At 40.8% G+C, this 19,474-nt stretch carries 16 protein-coding genes and 1 pseudogene; 4 read left to right on the plus strand and 13 right to left on the minus strand.

Annotated features, from left to right (window positions below):
• Nucleotides 1-32 precede the first annotated feature (32 nt).
• Both T432_RS0103110 and T432_RS0103115 read left to right on the plus strand, forming a co-directional pair.
• Nucleotides 33-584 carry a peroxiredoxin gene (locus T432_RS0103110; RefSeq protein WP_014111175.1) on the plus strand — a complete coding sequence of 184 codons (552 nt, stop codon included), beginning with the start codon at nucleotides 33-35 and terminating at the stop codon, nucleotides 582-584.
• Nucleotides 585-638: 54 nt separating this feature from the next.
• Nucleotides 639-1,154: a carboxymuconolactone decarboxylase family protein gene (locus T432_RS0103115; protein ID WP_028884141.1), complete on the plus strand. Its 516-nt coding sequence runs from the start codon at nucleotides 639-641 to the stop codon at nucleotides 1,152-1,154.
• A 5-nt stretch (nucleotides 1,155-1,159) separates the two neighbouring features.
• On the opposite strand, the gene ispF is transcribed toward T432_RS0103115, so the two are convergent.
• Together ispF and ispD are read right to left on the minus strand one after the other, a co-directional pair.
• Nucleotides 1,160-1,645, minus strand: coding sequence for a 2-C-methyl-D-erythritol 2,4-cyclodiphosphate synthase (gene ispF, locus T432_RS0103120; protein ID WP_028884142.1), 486 nt, complete (start codon nucleotides 1,643-1,645; stop codon nucleotides 1,160-1,162).
• Nucleotides 1,642-2,355 (minus strand): 2-C-methyl-D-erythritol 4-phosphate cytidylyltransferase, encoded by a 714-nt coding sequence (gene ispD, locus T432_RS0103125; protein ID WP_028884143.1) that lies wholly within the window; start codon nucleotides 2,353-2,355, stop codon nucleotides 1,642-1,644. The genes ispF and ispD overlap by 4 nt, the downstream gene beginning before the upstream one ends.
• A 77-nt stretch (nucleotides 2,356-2,432) precedes the next feature.
• On the opposite strand from ispD, the gene mfd reads away from it, so the two are divergent.
• Both mfd and serB read left to right on the plus strand, forming a co-directional pair.
• Nucleotides 2,433-5,909 carry a transcription-repair coupling factor gene (mfd, locus tag T432_RS0103130; protein ID WP_028884144.1) on the plus strand — a complete coding sequence of 1,159 codons (3,477 nt, stop codon included), beginning with the start codon at nucleotides 2,433-2,435 and terminating at the stop codon, nucleotides 5,907-5,909.
• Entirely contained in the window at nucleotides 5,906-6,670 is a 765-nt protein-coding gene (gene serB / locus T432_RS0103135) for a phosphoserine phosphatase SerB (protein WP_028884145.1), read from the plus strand. The genes mfd and serB overlap by 4 nt, the downstream gene beginning before the upstream one ends.
• A 17-nt stretch (nucleotides 6,671-6,687) precedes the next feature.
• On the opposite strand, the gene T432_RS0103140 is transcribed toward serB, so the two are convergent.
• From T432_RS0103140 to nuoE, 11 genes and pseudogenes are all read right to left on the minus strand, one after another.
• A complete protein-coding gene (locus T432_RS0103140) occupies nucleotides 6,688-7,206 on the minus strand; it encodes a DUF2818 family protein (protein WP_028884146.1) in 519 nt (172 codons plus the stop codon).
• 3 nt (nucleotides 7,207-7,209) lie between these two features.
• Nucleotides 7,210-8,694, minus strand: a complete 1,485-nt coding sequence (nuoN, locus tag T432_RS0103145; RefSeq protein WP_028884147.1) for an NADH-quinone oxidoreductase subunit NuoN — start codon at nucleotides 8,692-8,694, stop codon at nucleotides 7,210-7,212.
• Between the two features lie 11 nt (nucleotides 8,695-8,705).
• A complete protein-coding gene (locus T432_RS0103150) occupies nucleotides 8,706-10,187 on the minus strand; it encodes an NADH-quinone oxidoreductase subunit M (protein ID WP_028884148.1) in 1,482 nt (493 codons plus the stop codon).
• A gap of 9 nt (nucleotides 10,188-10,196) precedes the next feature.
• Nucleotides 10,197-12,236, minus strand: a complete 2,040-nt coding sequence (gene nuoL / locus T432_RS0103155; RefSeq protein WP_044971084.1) for an NADH-quinone oxidoreductase subunit L — start codon at nucleotides 12,234-12,236, stop codon at nucleotides 10,197-10,199.
• 4 nt (nucleotides 12,237-12,240) lie between these two features.
• On the minus strand, nucleotides 12,241-12,564 hold the full coding sequence (gene nuoK, locus T432_RS0103160) for an NADH-quinone oxidoreductase subunit NuoK (RefSeq protein WP_015551441.1): 324 nt from the start codon (nucleotides 12,562-12,564) through the stop codon (nucleotides 12,241-12,243).
• On the minus strand, nucleotides 12,564-13,448 hold the full coding sequence (locus tag T432_RS0103165) for an NADH-quinone oxidoreductase subunit J (RefSeq protein WP_028884150.1): 885 nt from the start codon (nucleotides 13,446-13,448) through the stop codon (nucleotides 12,564-12,566). The genes nuoK and T432_RS0103165 overlap by 1 nt, the downstream gene beginning before the upstream one ends.
• An 11-nt stretch (nucleotides 13,449-13,459) precedes the next feature.
• The gene (gene nuoI, locus T432_RS0103170; RefSeq protein WP_014111161.1) at nucleotides 13,460-13,945 is read right to left on the minus strand and encodes an NADH-quinone oxidoreductase subunit NuoI; all 486 of its coding nucleotides are present in this window, start codon (nucleotides 13,943-13,945) and stop codon (nucleotides 13,460-13,462) included.
• A gap of 8 nt (nucleotides 13,946-13,953) precedes the next feature.
• A complete protein-coding gene (gene nuoH / locus T432_RS0103175; RefSeq protein ID WP_028884151.1) occupies nucleotides 13,954-15,048 on the minus strand; it encodes an NADH-quinone oxidoreductase subunit NuoH in 1,095 nt (364 codons plus the stop codon).
• Nucleotides 15,048-17,441: an NADH-quinone oxidoreductase subunit NuoG gene (gene nuoG / locus T432_RS0103180; protein WP_028884152.1), complete on the minus strand. Its 2,394-nt coding sequence runs from the start codon at nucleotides 17,439-17,441 to the stop codon at nucleotides 15,048-15,050. Before nuoG ends, nuoH begins: the two co-directional genes overlap by 1 nt.
• Nucleotides 17,442-17,455: 14 nt before the next feature.
• On the minus strand, nucleotides 17,456-18,814 hold the full coding sequence (gene nuoF / locus T432_RS0103185; RefSeq protein WP_028884153.1) for an NADH-quinone oxidoreductase subunit NuoF: 1,359 nt from the start codon (nucleotides 18,812-18,814) through the stop codon (nucleotides 17,456-17,458).
• A gap of 155 nt (nucleotides 18,815-18,969) precedes the next feature.
• Nucleotides 18,970-19,455, minus strand: a pseudogene (gene nuoE, locus T432_RS0103190) (NADH-quinone oxidoreductase subunit NuoE); the annotation flags it as partial.
• Nucleotides 19,456-19,474: the final 19 nt, after the last annotated feature.

The raw sequence follows: 19,474 nt of genomic DNA on the forward strand, positions 1-19,474 counted from the left end.
CATACCAATCCATTTTTATTAAAGGAGATTTTATGAAGACAGTTGGTGATAAATTAGACCCTTTCAAAGTAATGGGTGTAAAACCTGGTTTTAATAATCCAGATGAAGACGGCGTTTCTGCTTTCGAAGAAATCACAGAAAGTTCATTTCCAGGCAAATGGAAAGTAATCTATTTTTATCCAAAGGATTTCACATTCGTTTGCCCTACAGAGATTGTTGGCTATAACAACTTAGCTAAAGATTTTGAAGATCGCGATGCTGTTCTAATGGGCGGTTCTGTGGATAATGAATTCGTTAAGCTTGCTTGGCGTCGTGACCACAGCGACTTAAGCAAACTAGGTCACTATTCATTTTCTGACACAACAGGCTCTTTACTTGATCAGCTTGGCGTCCGCGAGAAAAATGCTGGTGTTGCTCTTCGTGCAACTTTTATTGTTGACCCAGATAACGTTATTCAACACGTTACAGTTAACAACTTAAATGTTGGTCGTAGCCCAGAAGAAACACTACGTATTCTCGATGCTCTTCAAACTGAAGAACTCTGCGGATGTAACCGTGCAGCAGGCGGTGCAACATTATCTTAATTTAAGAAACTAAGAGCCCGACCCAAAAGTCGGGCTTTTTTAAAGGAAGTCAGTATGGAATTTTTAACTACTTTAAAGGACAAAATCCCAGATTGGGCAAAAGATGTTCGCTTAAATATCGATGGAACAATGGCTCGTTCAAGCCTATCACCAGTAGAGGTTCAAGGTGTTGCTGTTTCAGCTGCATATGCTTTGAAAAATAGATATTTGGTTGAGACATTCAAAGAAGGTTTAGAGGAAAGTGAACTTAATGGTGTACTTACCTCTGCATCCTTAATGGGTATGAACAACACATATTATCCATTTGCTCATCTAAATGACGAGCTTGCAAATTTACCAGCTAAATTACGCATGAACGCTTACGCAAATAGCGGTGGCATCGAAAAAGGCCACTTCGAAATTTATGGTTTGGCTGCTTCGATAATCGGTAAATGCGACCACTGCATTAAAGCTCATATTAATGGAGCTAAAGAAGCAGGATACACTACTGAACAAATTCAGGATATCGGCCGCATAACAGCAGTGGTAAATGCTATTGCTGGAGTACTTGCTATAACACAAGCAAACTAATTACCCTACAAGTGGGCTAGTAGCACGCATACGTTTGCTGCTATGCCCTCTTTCCGTCCTAAATATCCCAAGCCCTCATTTGTCTTCGCTTTCACATTAATCTGAGATATCTCTATCTTCAGGTCTTCGGCAATATTTTCGGCCATAGCTGCGATATAAGGACGCATTTTTGGAGTTTGAGCATGAATCGTTGAGTCGATATTAATAACCCTCCAACCAGCAGAAACGACTCTCGAGTAGGCCTCTTTTAAAAGCTTACGACTGTTCGCATCCTTAAATTGTGGGTCAGTGTCAGGAAACAAAGTTCCAATGTCACCTAATGCAGCTGCCCCAAGCAGTGCATCAGTCAATGCATGTAGCAGGACATCCGCATCAGAATGACCCAAAAGACCATGCGTATGAGGAATAGTCACACCCCCAATGATTAATGGACGACCCTCAACTAATGCATGCACATCAAAACCTTGCCCAATTCGTATTGAATTTATCATCTCATCCCCTTCCCTTTGGCAATGATTAAGTGTTCCATCATCTCAAAATCTTCCGGCCATGTCACTTTAAAATTAAGTCTACTGCCTTTCACCAACTGCACAGCACCACCTGAAGCCTCAATGGCCGATGCCTCATCCGTCACAAGTGAAGAATGCGTGTGCAATGCATCTCTCAGTTCCTTAGCCTTAAACATCTGTGGAGTCTGAGCTTGCCATAAATTTTCCCGATCTACAGTTGAGGCTACAAGGGACACATCCTCTTGCGATAACTTTATCGTATCGCCTACTGGATAAGCCAAAATCCCACCAATTCCTGTATCAAGACAAGTATCTATAAGCCTCTGCAAATCCTCATCTTGCAATCCAGGCCTAGCGGCATCATGAACTAAAACCCAGTCACTATCATTAAAATCTATAGCCTCAAGTGTATTTAAGACAGTATCAGCCCTGTTGGGCCCACCCGTTCTATATAGGTGGCAATGCTCAGGTAACTCTAATTCTTCTGCCCATTCATCACTCTCTGCTACACCTATATGAATACTTTTGATTAATCGATTTGCATGTAATGTGGCTATAGAATGCATTATCATGGGTAAACTAGCAAGCATCTGATATTGCTTTGGGATGTTTTCTCCAATGGTGGTAGAAGTAGGATTTTTAATGGCTCTAAGACCAACACCACCAGCAGGAATAATAGCAAAAACAGCCATAATTCTATGTGTAGTTATAAATAATCCATAATTATACTAAGCTATAATAGTAAGCTTTCTAAGAGTTTAATTCATCAGTGTCAGCCCTTTCAAATCCCCTTGTATTAAGCAATATAAAAGTTCCAGAAAAATTAAAAATCGGGACTCGATTCGACATACCTCACTTTTATGGATCTAGTGATGCATTGTGGGTGAGTGAGTATGCGAGGGATAGAGGCGTGTGCATTGCCATCTTTTGTGCAGATCCTCTTGAAGCAAATAGGCTTAGATATGAAATTAAATTATTTGACCCAAAGTTAAATGTACAGCAGTTTCCGGACTGGGAGACATTGCCATATGATACGTTTTCGCCCCATCATGATTTGATTTCTGAGAGGCTTAAAACTTTAAATTTGCTATATCACAAGAAAGTAGATGTTCTTTTGATACCGGCTACTACAGCCATTTACAAGCTGGCACCTGCAAGTTTTTTAGGTGCACATTCTTTTTTATTTAAATGCGGGGATAAGGTTAATGAGCAGGCTTTAACTTCGCAACTTGCTGACGCTAACTACCAGCACGTAACGCAGGTTACGGCTTCAGGTGAATATTCGGTACGAGGCGGGATTATTGATATCTTTCCGATGGGCTCGCAATTTCCCTATAGGCTTGATTTATTTGATGATGAAATTGAAGCCATACGCATTTTTGATGTGGATACTCAAAGAAGTACAGTACCAGTAACTTCAATTGAGCTATTACCTGGTCGGGAATATCCATTCGATGAGCAAGCACGCAATAATTTTCGCACAAAATTTAGGGAAAAATTTGAGGGCGATCCTACAAAAGCTATACCATACCGCGATGTGGGCAATGGCATTAATTTCTCGGGCATCGAGTATTATTTGCCTTTGTTTTTTGATACCACTGCGACAATATTTGATTATTTGCCTGAGGGTACGATTACGATAACTAAAGGCGATATCAATAAGCAAATAGAAGAGTTTCATGCAGATACGCAGAAACGATATAAATTTATTTGGTCGGATCGAGAGAGACCTGTATTGCCACCGCAAGATTTGTTTTTATCGAGCGAGGCATTTTTTAAAGCTTTAAACAAATTTCCACGACTTCATCTATCTGAGATTGAATCTCCACATGTGCCCATAAGTGAGCCTCCAAAGATATCGGTACGTAAAAGAAGTGCGGAGCCATTTGCTCAACTCTCGTCTTTATTAAACGCTGATGGGGCCAAGGTTCTTTTATGTGTTGATTCGGCAGGACGACGTGAAATTTTAACGCAACGAATGTATGAGTCTGGGCTTTCCGTTGACGTAGTATTTGAAGAGATTAATCTGACTGCGTTCGCTTCGGGTGAAGCGAAGTTTGCGATTGTGGTTGCTCCTTTAAATAGTGGATTTACACTGCAGTCGTTAGGTGTACATGTACTGACGGAAAATGACCTGTTTCCAGATACGGCGGCATTGCCACGAAGTAAGAGAAAACGTGAAAAGCATACTGATGTGGATGCGATGGTGCGCGATCTATCTGAAATTCAGGTGGGTGATCCGATTGTGCACGCTCAGCACGGTATAGGGCGTTATCAGGGGCTTGTGCATCTTGAGGTAAATAATGAAACGGTCGAGATGCTGCAGATTAATTATGAGGGCGACACGAAATTATATGTGCCTGTATCGCATCTGCATGTGATATCAAGATATTCTGGTAGCGATCCAGAATCCGCACCACTACATCGTCTTGGTTCGGGTCAATGGGAGAAAGCATGCAAAAAAGCTGCGAAGCAGGTTCGCGATACGGCAGCTGAGTTATTAAATTTATATGCTTTGCGTGCAATGCGCGAGGGTTATAAATTTAAGATTCCGATGGAAGAATATCAACAATTTGCAGATGGCTTTGGGTTTGAAGAAACGCCTGATCAAAAGCTAGCAATTGAGGCAGTGCTTGAGGATATGGCTAGTGATAAGCCTATGGATAGGCTTGTTTGCGGTGATGTAGGATTCGGTAAGACGGAAGTTGCATTGCGTGCAGCATTTGTTGCGGTCGCTAATTCAAAGCAAGTCGTTTTGTTATGCCCCACAACATTGCTTGCAGAACAGCATGCACAAACGTTTATCGATAGATTTGCGGATTGGCCAGTGAAAGTGGCGTTATTGTCACGATTTAGGACGGGTAAGGAATTGTCGCAAACGATCGCAGGCTGTGCAGATGGTACGGTTGATATCGTTATTGGAACGCATAAAGTACTATCTAATAAGGTTAAATTCAAAAGCCTCGGTTTAATTATTATTGATGAAGAGCATCGCTTTGGAGTCAGGCAAAAAGAGGCTCTCAAGGCTCTGAGGGCTGAAGTTGATATATTGACACTAACCGCTACCCCTATTCCGCGAACATTAAGTATGTCGCTTGAGGGGATACGCGATTTATCTATCATTGCCACCGCACCGCAAAAACGCTTGGCCATAAAAACGTTCGTGCGACGGGAAGATAAGGGCACGATACGCGAGGCAGTGCTGCGTGAATTAAAGCGTGGCGGGCAACTTTATTTTCTACACAATGAGGTAGATACGATTGCAAATCGAAAAGCGATGCTTGAGGAATTATTGCCAGAAGCTAGGATTGGTGTGGCTCACGGGCAAATGAGTGAGCGAGAACTTGAGGCGGTGATGAAGGATTTTTATCATCAGCGCATTAATCTTTTGCTATGCACCACGATTATAGAAACGGGTATCGATGTGCCTACGGCGAATACGATCATTATCAACCGAGCCGATAAACTGGGGCTTGCTCAACTGCATCAGCTGCGTGGACGCGTGGGGCGTTCGCATCATCAAGCCTACGCATATATGCTTACTCCTGGAGATGAGGCTATTACGCGGCAAGCAAGAATGCGACTTGAAGCGATACAGGCGATGGAAGATCTTGGCTCTGGATTTTTCTTGGCTATGCACGATTTGGAGATACGTGGAACGGGTGAAGTTTTGGGCGAACAACAATCTGGAAATATTCATGAAGTGGGATTTACGCTTTATGCGGATATGTTGAATAAGACGATGGATGCTTTGAAAAATGGGCGTGAACCTGATCTTGAGTCACCGTTTGATTTAGGTACTGAAATTAATTTGCATGCTTCGGCTCGGTTGCCTGAAGACTATTGTCCCGATGTGCATATGCGCCTACAGATTTATAAACGGCTTGCATTGCAGAAAACCGAGGGCGATATTATCGATATGCAGGCGGAGTTGGTAGATAGATTTGGGCCGATACCATTGCCAGCGAAACTGCTTATACATTCGCATAGATTGAGGATCTTGGCCGAGAGACTTGCAATAAAGAAAGTGGATGTGGGCGAGGGCATTGCCACCCTGCACTTTGATGTGAGTCAGGACATTATTGATCCAGCACTGATTATCGAGCTGATTCAGAAAAATCGAAATATCAGGCTGCAAGGGCCGACTAAGCTTCGCATCGAATTTGAGAGCGAGCTTGAAATCGAGAAACGAATTCAAATGGTGCGAGAGCTGATTTTATATTTAACGCCGAAGGAGATTACGTGAAGAGCTTTATTTTGAGGGATTTGCAAGGATATGGGTCTCTGTCTGAGGCGAAGGCTGCGGCTGCGGCTGAGTCTATGAACTTTGCGTATTTACCCCAGGGAAAGCAGTCATGGACGGATATTAAATTATTAGCCATGGATATGGATTCCACTCTTATTAATATTGAATGTATCGATGAGATTGCCTCTGTAGCTGGACGTGGGGATGCGATTGCTCAAATAACTGAGGCAACCATGCGAGGCGAGATTCGTGATTTTAAGGAGAGTTTACGTAGACGTGTAGGTATGCTCAAAGGGGTGCATCGTGATGTGCTTTATGAGGTGCTTGATAAACGGCTTAGGCTTAATGTGGGTGCATTGGAACTCTTGAAAACTGCTCAGGACGCGGGTGTACATACTTTATTGGTCTCAGGTGGGTTTACTTTTTTTACTTCTGCCCTACAGGAGCGGTTAGGGTTGTCAGAGGTTCATTCCAATGAATTGGAGTTCGATTCAGAGGGTTATATGACGGGTGAGGTTCTGTGTGATATTGTTGATGGAGCCGCTAAAGCTCGATACTTTATTGAGGCACGCGAAAAATTGGGAGCTTCTCGCAATCAATGCATTGCGATGGGTGATGGGTCAAATGATCTACTTATGATGAGAGAAGCTTACTATGCCGTAGCATTTCATGCGAAACCTGCGGTGCAACACTCAGATGATGTGAATTGCTGCATAAATTTCGGCGGATTAGATGCTGTGTTGGATTGGGTTGAAAGATAGGGGTGGACAAATATGTCCTACACTTCGTACAACTTATGTTTAGGTAGATGTGGGTGATTCATTAGATGACGCCATACAAATCCAGGAAAAGCCATAACAAAAAAGATGCAAGCTCCTACAGCGTAAAACTGCCAGTTTTGACTAACTTGATTTGAAAAATAGCCCTCAATAAAAAAGCCAATTGCTCCCACGAAAAGCATAAGAAAGATAATTTCGAAAAAATTTAAAAATATATTTTTAAATTGAATATGTTTTCTTGTGGCAATGCCTGGTATTACAAAGCACGCAACCATAATCGCAATACCTGCTAATTTATAAGGCTTATCTAGAAGAACGTTTGAGGCCATATAAGCCCCTGCCCCAAACGCAAGCAACCACAATACAAATCTTAAGAAATAAAATACTGAAGATTTTGATGTAGGCTCATTAGAGAGCCTCATAGGCAAAAATATAAACATCCTTTCTGTAAAGAATGGCATATTTGCACATACTAGAGCTATGGCCAATATTAGCCAAATTGTATAACTAGGGTACATCTATTAATTAGCGAACTTTAGGGATTGATCTATAACTTGAACGCATAAACTAACAAGCCAGCCAGGCATTATTCCAAGCAACACAATTAGTGTGGAATTAACTGCAAATATTCCATATCCTGCAGTACTCACAGGAGCTAGAGGAACGGCTGCTGCTGGAGGCTCATCAAAATACATAGTCTTAACAACTCGTAAATAATAGAATGCTCCTATTAAAGAGAATATAACGGCAATTATTGTTAAGGTCACATATCCAGCTGATAGAGCTGCTTGTAGTACAACTAATTTAGAATAAAATCCTACCAACGGTGGTATACCAGCTAGCGAGAACATCATAAGCAAAATTGCAAAAGCAAGTAAAGGACAACGCTTATTCAAGCCAGCTAAATCGCTAATTTCATCTGCTTCAAATCCACGATTGCTCATAAATAAAATAGCACCGAAAGTAGCTAAAGTCGTTAATACATATATAACGATATAAAACAAAGCAGAACCATATGCACCAGAATTTAATTGTTCGTCTGCAACACCTGAAAGTAAGCCAAGCAACACAAAACCAATATGTGAAATAGTTGAATAAGCAAGCATGCGCTTAAAGTTAGTCTGCATAATTGCCGTGAGATTTCCGACAACCAGTGAAAGAACAGCCATAATAACTAACATAGGCTGCCATACTTCCTGAAGAGAATGCATACCCTCTATGAGCAGGCGCATTGCCATAGCGAAAGCAGCTAATTTAGGAGCAGATGCTATAGTCAATGTCACAATGGTAGGAGCCCCGCTATACACATCAGGTAACCACATATGGAACGGTACTGCACCAAGTTTAAATGCAATACCAGCAACCACGAACACTAGTCCTAGATAAAAAGCCATCGGGTGGTATTCTCCACTAGCAAGCACGGATGCAATTTGTGATAGGCCTAAACCATGAACAGCACCATATATAAGCGAAATACCATAAAGCATGAAACCTGATGCAAGGGAACCGAGCACGTAATATTTCATAGCAGATTCAATGCTCGATAAGCTATCACGACGTACGGCAACCAAGGCATATAGAGATAAAGACATAAGCTCAAGCCCTAGGTAAATCGTAAGCATGCTTGAAGCTGAAATCATTACAAATTGACCAAGAAGTGCAAATAAGGCAAGAGAATAGAACTCACCACCTTTGACCATATGACGCTCTACCAGATATCTACGGCCGTATACCAAAGTAACGGCTACAGCGATGATCGAGCATACTTTAAGAAAATGTGCGAATGAATCCACGATAAAGGTGTCGTAAAAGGTATGCCCTACAACCCCTTGAGTCCACTGAACAAGCGTAATGATTAGAGTTATAGCCAATGTACCCAATGATAGAAAATAACTAGTCACACTATCAACTGAACGTAAAAAGGCATCACCTAAGAGAATCAGAATTGCAAATATGCATAGAATGATCTCAGGAAGCGCAAGAATATAGTTAAATTGATTTTCCATTCTCTTAGCCTCTATAGTTTCGAATGAGATACATGCTCAAGTAAATTTTGTACTGAAACATGCATCACATCAGTAAATGCTTGTGGGTAAACACCCATAAATATAGTAAACACCGCAAGTATCGCAAGAATTGCAAACTCACGACTATCGATATCGAACATCTCACGAACTTGTGAATTGCGGATTGGGCCGTAAGCTACTCGCTTAACCATCCACAAAGAATATGCTGCTCCAAGAATTAGTGAAGTAGCCGCTAACAAACCAATCCAGAAATTATGTTGAACCGCAGCAAGAATTACATAAAATTCTCCGATGAAACCACTTGTGCCAGGAAGGCCACTATTAGCCATGGAGAACAATACGAAGAAAGTCACAAACTTAGGCATCACATTAATTACGCCTCCATAGTCCTTAATCTGACGGGTGTGCAGACGATCATACATAACACCGATACACATGAACATAGCAGCAGATACAAAGCCATGAGAAATCATCTGAATGATGGCCCCCTCAAGACCTATAGCAGTAAACAAGAATGTACCTAAAGTTACAAAACCCATGTGAGCAACGGAAGAGTAGGCAATAAGTTTTTTCATATCCTCTTGAACTATTGCAACTAAGCTAATGTAGATAATCGCAGCAAGAGAAAGAGTTATCATAAGCCAAGCCATATCGTGAGATGCGTCTGGTGTAATTGGCAATGAAAACCTTAAAAATCCATAGGCCCCAAGTTTCAACATAATGGCTGCTAGAACCATTGAACCACCTGTAGGTGCTTCGACGTGGGCATCAGGCAACCATGTATGGACGGGCCACATCGGAACTTTAACTGCAAATGCCGCAAATAAGGCGAAGAATATAAACAACTGCGGTGTTATATCAAGTTGCAGATTATGCCATTGAGAAATTTCAAATGTCCCAGATTGGCTATATAAATATATAAACGCAATAAGAGTAAGCAATGAACCTAAAAGCGTATATAAGAAAAATTTAAATGCTGCATACACTCGATTTGGACCACCCCACACACCGATAATGATATACATCGGAATCAAAGTCGCTTCGAAGAATACATAAAATAATAAGCCGTCAAGTGCAACGAATACGCCTATCATCAATCCCGATAGAATTAAAAATGCAGCCATATATTGTGAGATGCGAGATTTAAAAACCTCCCAGCCAGCAACAATAACCAAAATAGTAGTAACAGCAGTAAGGAGTACAAACCAGACACTGATACCGTCCACACCTAAGTGATAAGAGGCATTAAAAGCAGAGATCCACTCAACATGCTCTACAAATTGGAACTCAGCTGTGCTTGCATCGAATCCAGCAATCAAAGGGATAGTTACTACGAAGCTTACGATAGCCCCGATAAGAGCCATGCGACGAGTGTACTCAGCTCTATCATCGCCTCCGAAGAAAAGCACAAACAAGCCTGCTATTACAGGAACAAATATCGATAAGGTTAGCCAAGGAATTGAAGAAGTCATATGCCTACCTTATTTCATAAATAAAAATAATGTTATTAAGACCATGAGACCAACTATCATCACAAATGCGTAATGGTAAATGTATCCAGATTGGAAGAATCGTCCTGTTGCTGCAAGCAAGTTTACGATTCTAGTAGCACCACCGATGAACACTCCCTCGATGATACCTTTATCCCCTGCATTCCAAAGGAATCGACCAATATATCTAGCTCCAGCAGCGAATACGTTTTCGTAGACCCAGTCCACATAATATTTGTTCTCCAAGATGCGTATAGGGCCTGAGAGCGATTTTGCGATTTTCGTTGGCAATGTCTTGTCAATCACGTAACAATACAATGCAACAACAAAGCCTGCAACCATAAGCCAGAATGGTACAGTTGTAAAGGCATGCAAGCCATATTCAACCCATCCGTGGAAATGATGCTCTAATTCGGTAATCGCTTTATGTACAGAGGTATCTACAAATATTGCTTCCTTAAAGAAGCCGCCAAACAGCATATAATCGATTGCCCATGCACCTACAAATATAGAAGGAATAGCCAATAATATTAGTGGCAATGTAACCACCCACGGCGATTCATGTGGTTTAGAATGACCGTGGTCATGTTCTACATGTCCATCATTATGATGATCATCCACAGGTGCCAAGTGATACCTCTCTTCTCCATGGAACACAATAAAGTAGAGTCTAAATGAATAAAGTGATGTGACAAAGACTCCAATTAAAGTAGCCCAATAAGCAAATCCTGCACCCCACACATCCGCATATTTAGCTGCTTCTATAACATGCTCTTTGGAGTAAAAACCTGAGAAAAATGGTGTTCCAACTAAGGATAGTGTGCCTATTAAGAAAGTAATCCATGTTATAGGCATATATTTGCGAACATTACCCATATAACGGATATCTTGATTGTGATGCATACCAATTATGACTGAACCCGCACCTAAGAAAAGTAGTGCTTTAAAGAATGCGTGTGTCATTAAATGGAAGACTGCAACAGAATATGCGGAAGCACCAAGTGCAACAGTCATATATCCTAATTGCGATAAAGTAGAATAAGCCACTACACGTTTAATATCGTTTTGTATAAGACCTAGTAAGCCAAGGAATAATGCCCCTATCGCACCAACAATAATAATCAAGGATAATGCACTCGGTGCAAGCTCATACAATGGAGAAAAACGTGCCACCATAAATATACCTGCTGTCACCATGGTAGCTGCGTGAATCAATGCAGAAATCGGTGTAGGGCCTTCCATTGAATCAGGTAGCCAAGCATGCAGTGGAACTTGAGCAGACTTACCCATTGCCCCAACAAAAAGACAGATACATGCTAGAGTAAGAAGATGCCAATCTCCCATAACAGTGATTTGATCAAGTCTATCAGCCTGAGCAAATACATCTGCATAATTAAGTGAGCCCGAATATGCAAACAATAGACCTATTCCAAGCAAGAATCCGAAGTCACCCACCCTATTAACTAGGAAAGCTTTCATATTTGCGAAAATCGCAGTCTCTTTTGTATACCAAAAACCAATCAACAAATACGAAACTAAGCCAACAGCCTCCCAGCCAAAGAAGAGTAATAACATATTATTACCCATGACTAGAATAAGCATAGAGAAGGTAAACAGAGAAATATATGCAAAGAATCTTTGATAGCCAGGATCATCAGCCATGTATCCGATGGTATAAATATGAACCATCAAAGAAACTGAAGTAACCACAACCATCATCATGGCACTTAAAGGGTCAATCAGAAAACCTAATTCAATTGCAAAGTGAGATTCATCAGTTGAAGAACCAATTTCAGACCAAGTGTAAAACATCTCATTGAAATAGGCATCATTAACGATTACTTCATAAAGCACAAAGCCTGAAGCAATTGCAGAAAATGCTACTAGTGCAATAGTGATTAGGTGTGCACCTTTACGAGTAACGAAATTAGAAAGAAAATTAGTACCACAAAGACCAGCAAGTATCGCACCTAGTAGAGGAGCTAGTGCAATTGCTATGAGTAAAGTTGGTGAAAGTGTAGACATATTCATAACCTTAGCCCTTCAATTGCGATACGTCATCGACGTTAATCGAGTTAAGTTTGCGGAACAATAATACCAAAATCGCTAGGCCGATTGCTGCCTCTGCAGCCGCTACAGTCAATATAAAGAAAACGAAGATTTGACCAGATGGGTCAGGCAAACCATCAACTGGATTCCAAAATGAAAATGCTACAAAGTTAATATTAACTGCAAGAAGAATGAGCTCCAACGACATAAGCAGTGCAATAAGATTTCTGCGATTAAAGAATATACCAAATACTCCTAGAGCAAAAAGTATGGCCGCAAGAATGAGGTAATGAGCAAGTGAAAGTGTCATTATTTTTTTACCTCCTCATTATTCGGTGCTGATTTTGCTTCGGATTTAGTAGCATCAGACTTAGCTTCCTTGGTGGACTCCACAGGTGCAGTATTATCATTTTGTGCTAGTTGTGCTTTTGCAGGTTCTCCTGGCTTCACAGGTGAGGGCTGGCCAGCTGCTGGTTTGATATTTTTAAGATCTCTATCATTTTTAACTTCTTTTGCGTCCCTCTCTGCGGCTGAAGTATGCTTAGCTCCAGTAATAGTAACATCAGCAGGTATATCACTGACATTATCCGCTAAGGACTCAACACGAGGCTCAGATTTTAAGCTAACTAGACGTACGCGATCCTTGGCTTGTACTTTGAGCTGATCACTAACCAATACATATTTACGATTTTTTCTCTCACGCAAAGTAAGTGCGATAGCTGCAATCATTCCAACTAAAAGGATTAGAGCACCTACTTGAATTGGATAGGAATATTTACTGTACATCTCAATACCTAGTGCAAGAGCATTGTTGTAGGTTTCAGGCCAAGTCATAGGTGATGAAGTATCAAAATATGCTGATCCAAGAATAAACCCAATCTCAGCAACCATGATGCCACCTACAACTAAACCAATTGGAAGATAGGTACGAAAGTCTTTTCTTAATGTCTCTGGCAAAACATCAACCATCATAACCACAAACAAGAATAAGACCATGACTGCCCCGACATAAATTATGATGAGGAGCAACCCTAAAAATTCAGCACCTATTAGAATCCACAGCATTGAAGCGGTAAAAAATGCAAGTATCAAATGCAAAACTCCTACTACAGGATGTCTTGCAAGAACCACACGCACACTTGCGTAAAGCAATATGATTGCTAATAAGTAAAATAAAATATCAGTAAAAGTCATATCTTAAACACCTATCGGTATTTACCGTCAATTGCACGTCTAGCAGCAATCTCAGGTTCATATTTGTCACCGATTGCAAGCAACATGTCTTTAGTAAAATACAAGTCACTTGCTTTTTCGCCGTGATACTCGTGAATATGAGTTTCAACAATAGCCTCCACAGGACAGCTTTCTTCACAAAATCCACAGAATATACACTTAGTTAAATCTATATCGTATCGTGTAGTTTTACGTGCACCATCTTCGCGCTCGTGCGATTCAATAGTTATGGCCATGGCAGGACAGACTGCCTCGCACAATTTACAAGCAATACATCTCTCCTCCCCATTTTCGTAACGTCTTTGTGCATGTAGACCGCGAAAACGAGGAGACATTGGAGTTTTCTCGTAAGGATATCGAAGAGTAAATTTCGGTTTAAAAAAGTACTTTCCTGTAACCGCCATCCCTTTTAAGAGTTCAGTTAGAAAAAGTCCGGCAAATGATTTAGCAAAACTCACAACTACTCCTAATTCCAAATACTAAGTGGAGAATTTTTCCATACGGCAATAACTAAGAACCATATACCTGTCAATGGTATGAAAATTTTCCAACCTAAACGCATAATCTGGTCGTAACGATATCTTGGAAATGTCGCCCTAAACCAGATAAAGAATGAAACGATAACAAATGCTTTTATACCAAGCCATATCCAACCTGGAATATAAGTGAACGGTGCAAAATCAAGTGGGCTTGTCCAACCGCCTAAGAAAAAGATAGACGCCATAGAAGAAAGCAAAATCATATTTGCGTATTCAGCTAAGAAGAACATCGCAAAGCCCATACCTGAGTATTCGACCATATGACCCGCAACAATCTCTGACTCACCCTCAACAACATCAAATGGATGACGATTAGTTTCAGCAACTGATGAAATTACATAGATCACAAATAGTGGCAATAGTGGTAGCCAATTCCAAGACATAAATGTAATACCATGCTCAGCAAACCATCCTTCTGTTTGTTGAAGTACAACTCCGTTCATATTCAAAGTGCCTGACACTAAGAGCACAGTTAATAGAACAAAACCCATAGCTAATTCATAAGAAATCATCTGAGCAGATGCACGCATAGCCGCGATTAAAGGATATTTAGAGTTAGAGGCCCAACCCCCTAAAATAACACCATATACACCGATTGATGTAACAGCCATAACAAAGAGCAAACCAGCATTAATATCAGCCAATATAGCTTCAGGGCCAAAAGGAACTACAGCCCATGTCACAAGTGCAGGAACTAAAGTAATTAAAGTTGCAAGCAAATATAAAACTTTATTTGCTTTAGCAGGGATAATGACTTCCTTAGTTAATAATTTCAGAACGTCCGCAAACGGTTGAAGCAAACCTGCAGGCCCAACTCGGTTAGGTCCTCGACGCACATGCATGTAGGCAATGAGTCTGCGCTCCCACAATGTTAAAAATGCAACCAATATAACAATTGGAAAGATGATTACTAGAATCATCAATACATACCAAATTATCATCCATAGAGTAGGACCAAAGAAGTCAGCTCCCCATAGATGAAGTTGTGCGATTCCGTCTGTAAACCATGACCATATATTCATCACACACGCTCCACTTTAATCATAGAGTATGAATTACCCAACTTAATGGTCTCCTCAAATCCTTGCGAAATACGAATCACCCCTTCAGGCAATATCTCATTGCACCTAACAGTAAATTCACCAGATCCAGAATCGCTCGTTAACTTAACGCTATCACCGCATGAAACCTCAAGCTTCTCTAAATCGATTTTACTTAATTGAACGCAAGGGGATAAGCTAATTTCAGTTTGTTGTAATGAATGAGCTCTTCTTACGATAGCATCAGTTTTGTAAATAGGGACCTCGGAAATTCTTTCAAACATAATTGGAGCTTCTTCTTTTGTGGCACCCTTCGCAGCATCTCCAGAAGCATCTTCCGCACTACCATCATCTGAAGAACTAGCGGCAGCCGATGTACCCTCAGCCGATTTCAAACCGCCCACTTCAAGAATATTGTTTGAGGTTTGATTTTGTCTTGATTCAGAGATGGCAATGTTTGCGATTTCATCCGAATCATTAAAATTCGAATCAGGCACACCAAGCAAATTACATAGCACTCGCAGAACCTTCCAAGCAGGACGAGATTCTCCTAATCCTGAAACCACGCCTTTAAAAGATTGACGCCTACCTTCTGCATTTATATATGTGCCAGAAGTTTCAGCAAACGGACCGATAGGCAGCATCACTTTAGCCCAATCCACAGCCGCAGAGACATAAGGAGTCAAAGCCACTGCAAATGAATCCGCAAGCACTTTTTGAGCTTGCAGTCCATTTTCCATATCAAATTTAGGCTCTACATTATGAACAATAAAGGCACTCAATTTTTCTTGAATCATCTCTTTTGCACTTAATCCGTCTCGTGCAACAGTGCCTAATGTATATGATCCAACAGTGTTTGCGCCTGAAGTTAAAAATCCTAACTTAGCTCCCATAGATTTAGCTAATTTTTGTGCAGCCAATAAAAGCTCAGATGCATTTGGAGCATTAGTTACAGCATTTCCTACAAGAACAACAGAATTTTCAAAGCCACTTATGCGTGATGCAAATAGTTGATTTGCATCGCTCGTATCGTAATCTTCATCTTCCTTATGATTAACGAGTACATCTGAAATTTCATTAATTTTCGCAGCTAATTCAGATGGTTTTACATGAACACGTGCCGCTAGTTCAATTTTAGGGTCTTCTGCAAAGCTATCTATGATGGCAATGCTTGCGCCTCTTTTCGCCGCCTGTCTTAATCTCTGAGCAAAAAGTGGATGGTCCTTGCGTAAATTCGAACCAATAACAACCGCTGAATCAACAGTGCTTAAATCGGCTATAGACACCCCAAGCGTAGGAACACCTTCGATTGATTTTGCAAGCAATGAATCGTTAGAGCGCAGATTTGTATCAATATTTTGAGAGCCCAAATGTTTAGTGATTTTCTTAAGAAGATAAAGTTCTTCAAGAGTACTACTCTCTGAAGCCAGAACACCTAATGAGTTTGATTCTTTAGATACAATTTCTCTGATATTATCCGCAACGAAATTTAAAGCCTCTGACCAGTCTACTTCCTTCCAAACATTATTAGTAGTTTTAATCATTGGGGTAGTCAATCGGTCTTCAGTAACAAGTCCCTCGTATGACCATCTGTCCTTATCTGAAATCCAGCATTCATTTACGGCTTCGTTTTCTTTTGGCAATACGCGTAAAACTTCATTGTTCTTAATTTGAGCAATCACATTCGAACCAACACTGTCATGTGGACTAATAGTTTCACGTCTTGCTAGCTCCCATGTACGTGCTTCGAATCTAAATGGTTTAGATGTAAGTGCTCCAACAGGACATACATCAATCATATTTCCTGATAATTCTGACTCAATCGCTTTTCCGAGGAAGTTGGTGATTTCAGAACGTTCATTTCTGTAAACCATGCCCAATTCCATCTGTCCAGCAATTTCCTGACCAAAACGTACGCAACGAGTACAGTGAATGCAACGAGACATCTCCTCAGCTGAAACCAAGGGCCCAAGGTTTTTATGGAATATAACTCGTTTCTCTTCATCATAACGAGAGGTGGAATATCCATAGCCAACAGCCAAGTCTTGTAACTGACATTCCCCACCTTGGTCACACACAGGGCAATCAAGTGGATGGTTAATAAGCAAGAATTCCATAACGGCTTCTTGCCCTGCTTTTGCTTTTGGTGATTTCGTATAAACCACCATGCCATTAGTAACAGGAGTAGCACAGGCTGGCAATGCTTTTGGTACTTTTTCTACCTCTACTAAACACATGCGACAGCTTGCAGCGATCGATAATTTTTTGTGATAGCAAAAGTGAGGTATATAGATTCCAAGCTTATTAGCGGCTTGGATAATCATACTGCCGTCTTCTACTTGTACTGGTCTGCCATCAATTGTAAGTTCAATCATAATTAATGAATGTCCTAGTTATAAGGTGCTACAAGGCACTTTTTATTTTCTATATGGTAGATGAATTCATCGCGATAATGTTTTAAGAATGCACGTACTGGCATCGCTGCAGCATCACCTAAAGCACAAATTGTGCGACCCATAATGTTTCCGGCTACACGATCTAATTGATCTAGATCTTCAATACGCCCATGACCATGTTCGATACGATGAACTAATCTGTAAAGCCATCCTGTACCTTCGCGACACGGTGTACACTGTCCGCAACTCTCATCTTGATAAAAATGTGAAAGTCGAAGTAGGGATTTAACCATACAACGAGTATCATTCATAACGATAACTGCCCCAGATCCAAGCATAGAACCCGCTTTAGAAATAGAGTCGTAATCCATATTAGTTTGCATCATGATTTCTGCAGGAAGTACAGGAGAACTCGATCCTCCTGGTATCACGGCTTTAAGCGGTCTTCCCTCTCTCATACCTCCAGCTAATTCTAATAATGTAGCAAAAGATGTACCTAGAGGAATTTCATAAGTACCTGGTCTTTCTACATCTCCTGAAATTGAAAATAATTTAGTTCCTCCATTATTTGGAAGGCCAACTTCAAGATATGCAGGACCACCATTTCTTATAATCCATGGAACTGCTGCAAATGTCTCTGCATTATTAATAGTCGTAGGTTTTCCGTACAAACCAAAACTAGCTGGAAATGGAGGCTTAAATCGCGGTTGCCCTTTTTTACCCTCTAAGGATTCAAGCAAAGCAGTCTCTTCTCCGCAGATATAAGCACCGTATCCATGATGAGCCTCAAGATCAAAACTAAAGTCAGTGCCCAAAATATTATTACCTAAATATCCCGCAGCTCTTGCTTCATGAATCGCTTCTTGAAACCTTTCGTAAATCTCGAAAATCTCACCGTGTATATAGTTATAGCCACGGGTAACCCCCATAGCAAAACCACCTATGATCATCCCTTCAATGACACAATGTGGATTAAATCGCAATATATCGCGGTCTTTGAAGGTACCAGGCTCACCCTCATCAGAGTTACAAACCACATACTTTTGCCCTGGAAATGCCCTAGGCATAAAACTCCATTTAAGGCCTGTTGGGAAACCTGCCCCACCACGACCACGCAAACCAGAAACTTTGAGCTCAGCAATAATATCCTCAGGTTTCATGCCATCTGTTAAGATTTTTTTTACGGCTTCATAACCACCACGTTTTACATAATCTTCAAGATGCCAGTTTGAACCATCTAAATCCGCCAAAATCTGAGGCTTGATATGTCGCCCATGGAAAATCATGCTGTCTTCATGATTCCCTGATGGATTTGGTTCTAAACCTTGAGAGTATTTTTCTAAGAAATTCATGCAGACTCTCCTGAATCAGTAGGTCTAAGTCCAGAGGTCATAGTTTCAGAAGGATTTACCTTTGCTATATTTGGAGAACCACTTGGTGCCTCAATAGAACTTGGATCCACATGCTCTTCATCGGATACAGTAGCATTTTTAAATTTAGGCTCAACACCTTCTTCTTTATAAATATCTTCTAAAAGCTCATCTATACGAGCTTTATCCATACGTACACACATATGATGATTATTTATAAGCAGCACTGGAGAGTCCCCGCACGCACCCATACATTCACCCGCCTTAATAGTAATTAAGCCATCTTGTGATGTTTCGTCGATACCAATTCCAAGTTTTTCTTGTAAATAATTAATCGTTTGAACACCCTCTCTTAGAGCACAGGGCAAATTTGTACAGACCGTAATTTTATATTTTCCAACTGGCTGAAGTTCATACATATTATAGAAAGTAGCAACTTCCTGAACTGCCATTACAGGCATACCCAAATAGGTGGCAATGTCCTCCACTACTTCAGGTGATACCCAATTCAACTCAGTTTGGGCTATACGCAAAGCGGACATAACTGCTGACTGTCGCTGGTCCTCAGGATATTTCTTGAGTTCCGCGTCAATTAATTCATAAGCTTTTTCTGAAAGCAACATACAGTTCTACCAAATAATT

This window comes from Taylorella asinigenitalis ATCC 700933 (genome assembly GCF_000687755.1).
Taxonomy (GTDB): domain Bacteria; phylum Pseudomonadota; class Gammaproteobacteria; order Burkholderiales; family Burkholderiaceae_B; genus Taylorella; species Taylorella asinigenitalis.

What these genes read in the sequence shown, in the direction of transcription:
- T432_RS0103110 (WP_014111175.1), top strand. Translation starts at nt 33, where the DNA reads ATGAAGACAGTTGGTGATAAATTAGACCCTTTCAAAGTAATGGGTGTA.
- T432_RS0103115 (WP_028884141.1), top strand. Translation starts at nt 639, where the DNA reads ATGGAATTTTTAACTACTTTAAAGGACAAAATCCCAGATTGGGCAAAA.
- ispF (WP_028884142.1), bottom strand. Translation starts at nt 1,645, where the DNA reads ATGATAAATTCAATACGAATTGGGCAAGGTTTTGATGTGCATGCATTA.
- ispD (WP_028884143.1), bottom strand. Translation starts at nt 2,355, where the DNA reads ATGGCTGTTTTTGCTATTATTCCTGCTGGTGGTGTTGGTCTTAGAGCC.
- T432_RS0103140 (WP_028884146.1), bottom strand. Translation starts at nt 7,206, where the DNA reads ATGTACCCTAGTTATACAATTTGGCTAATATTGGCCATAGCTCTAGTA.
- nuoN (WP_028884147.1), bottom strand. Translation starts at nt 8,694, where the DNA reads ATGGAAAATCAATTTAACTATATTCTTGCGCTTCCTGAGATCATTCTA.
- T432_RS0103150 (WP_028884148.1), bottom strand. Translation starts at nt 10,187, where the DNA reads ATGACTTCTTCAATTCCTTGGCTAACCTTATCGATATTTGTTCCTGTA.
- nuoL (WP_044971084.1), bottom strand. Translation starts at nt 12,236, where the DNA reads ATGAATATGTCTACACTTTCACCAACTTTACTCATAGCAATTGCACTA.
- nuoK (WP_015551441.1), bottom strand. Translation starts at nt 12,564, where the DNA reads ATGACACTTTCACTTGCTCATTACCTCATTCTTGCGGCCATACTTTTT.
- T432_RS0103165 (WP_028884150.1), bottom strand. Translation starts at nt 13,448, where the DNA reads ATGACTTTTACTGATATTTTATTTTACTTATTAGCAATCATATTGCTT.
- nuoH (WP_028884151.1), bottom strand. Translation starts at nt 15,048, where the DNA reads ATGAATATATGGTCATGGTTTACAGACGGAATCGCACAACTTCATCTA.
- nuoG (WP_028884152.1), bottom strand. Translation starts at nt 17,441, where the DNA reads ATGATTGAACTTACAATTGATGGCAGACCAGTACAAGTAGAAGACGGC.
- nuoF (WP_028884153.1), bottom strand. Translation starts at nt 18,814, where the DNA reads ATGAATTTCTTAGAAAAATACTCTCAAGGTTTAGAACCAAATCCATCA.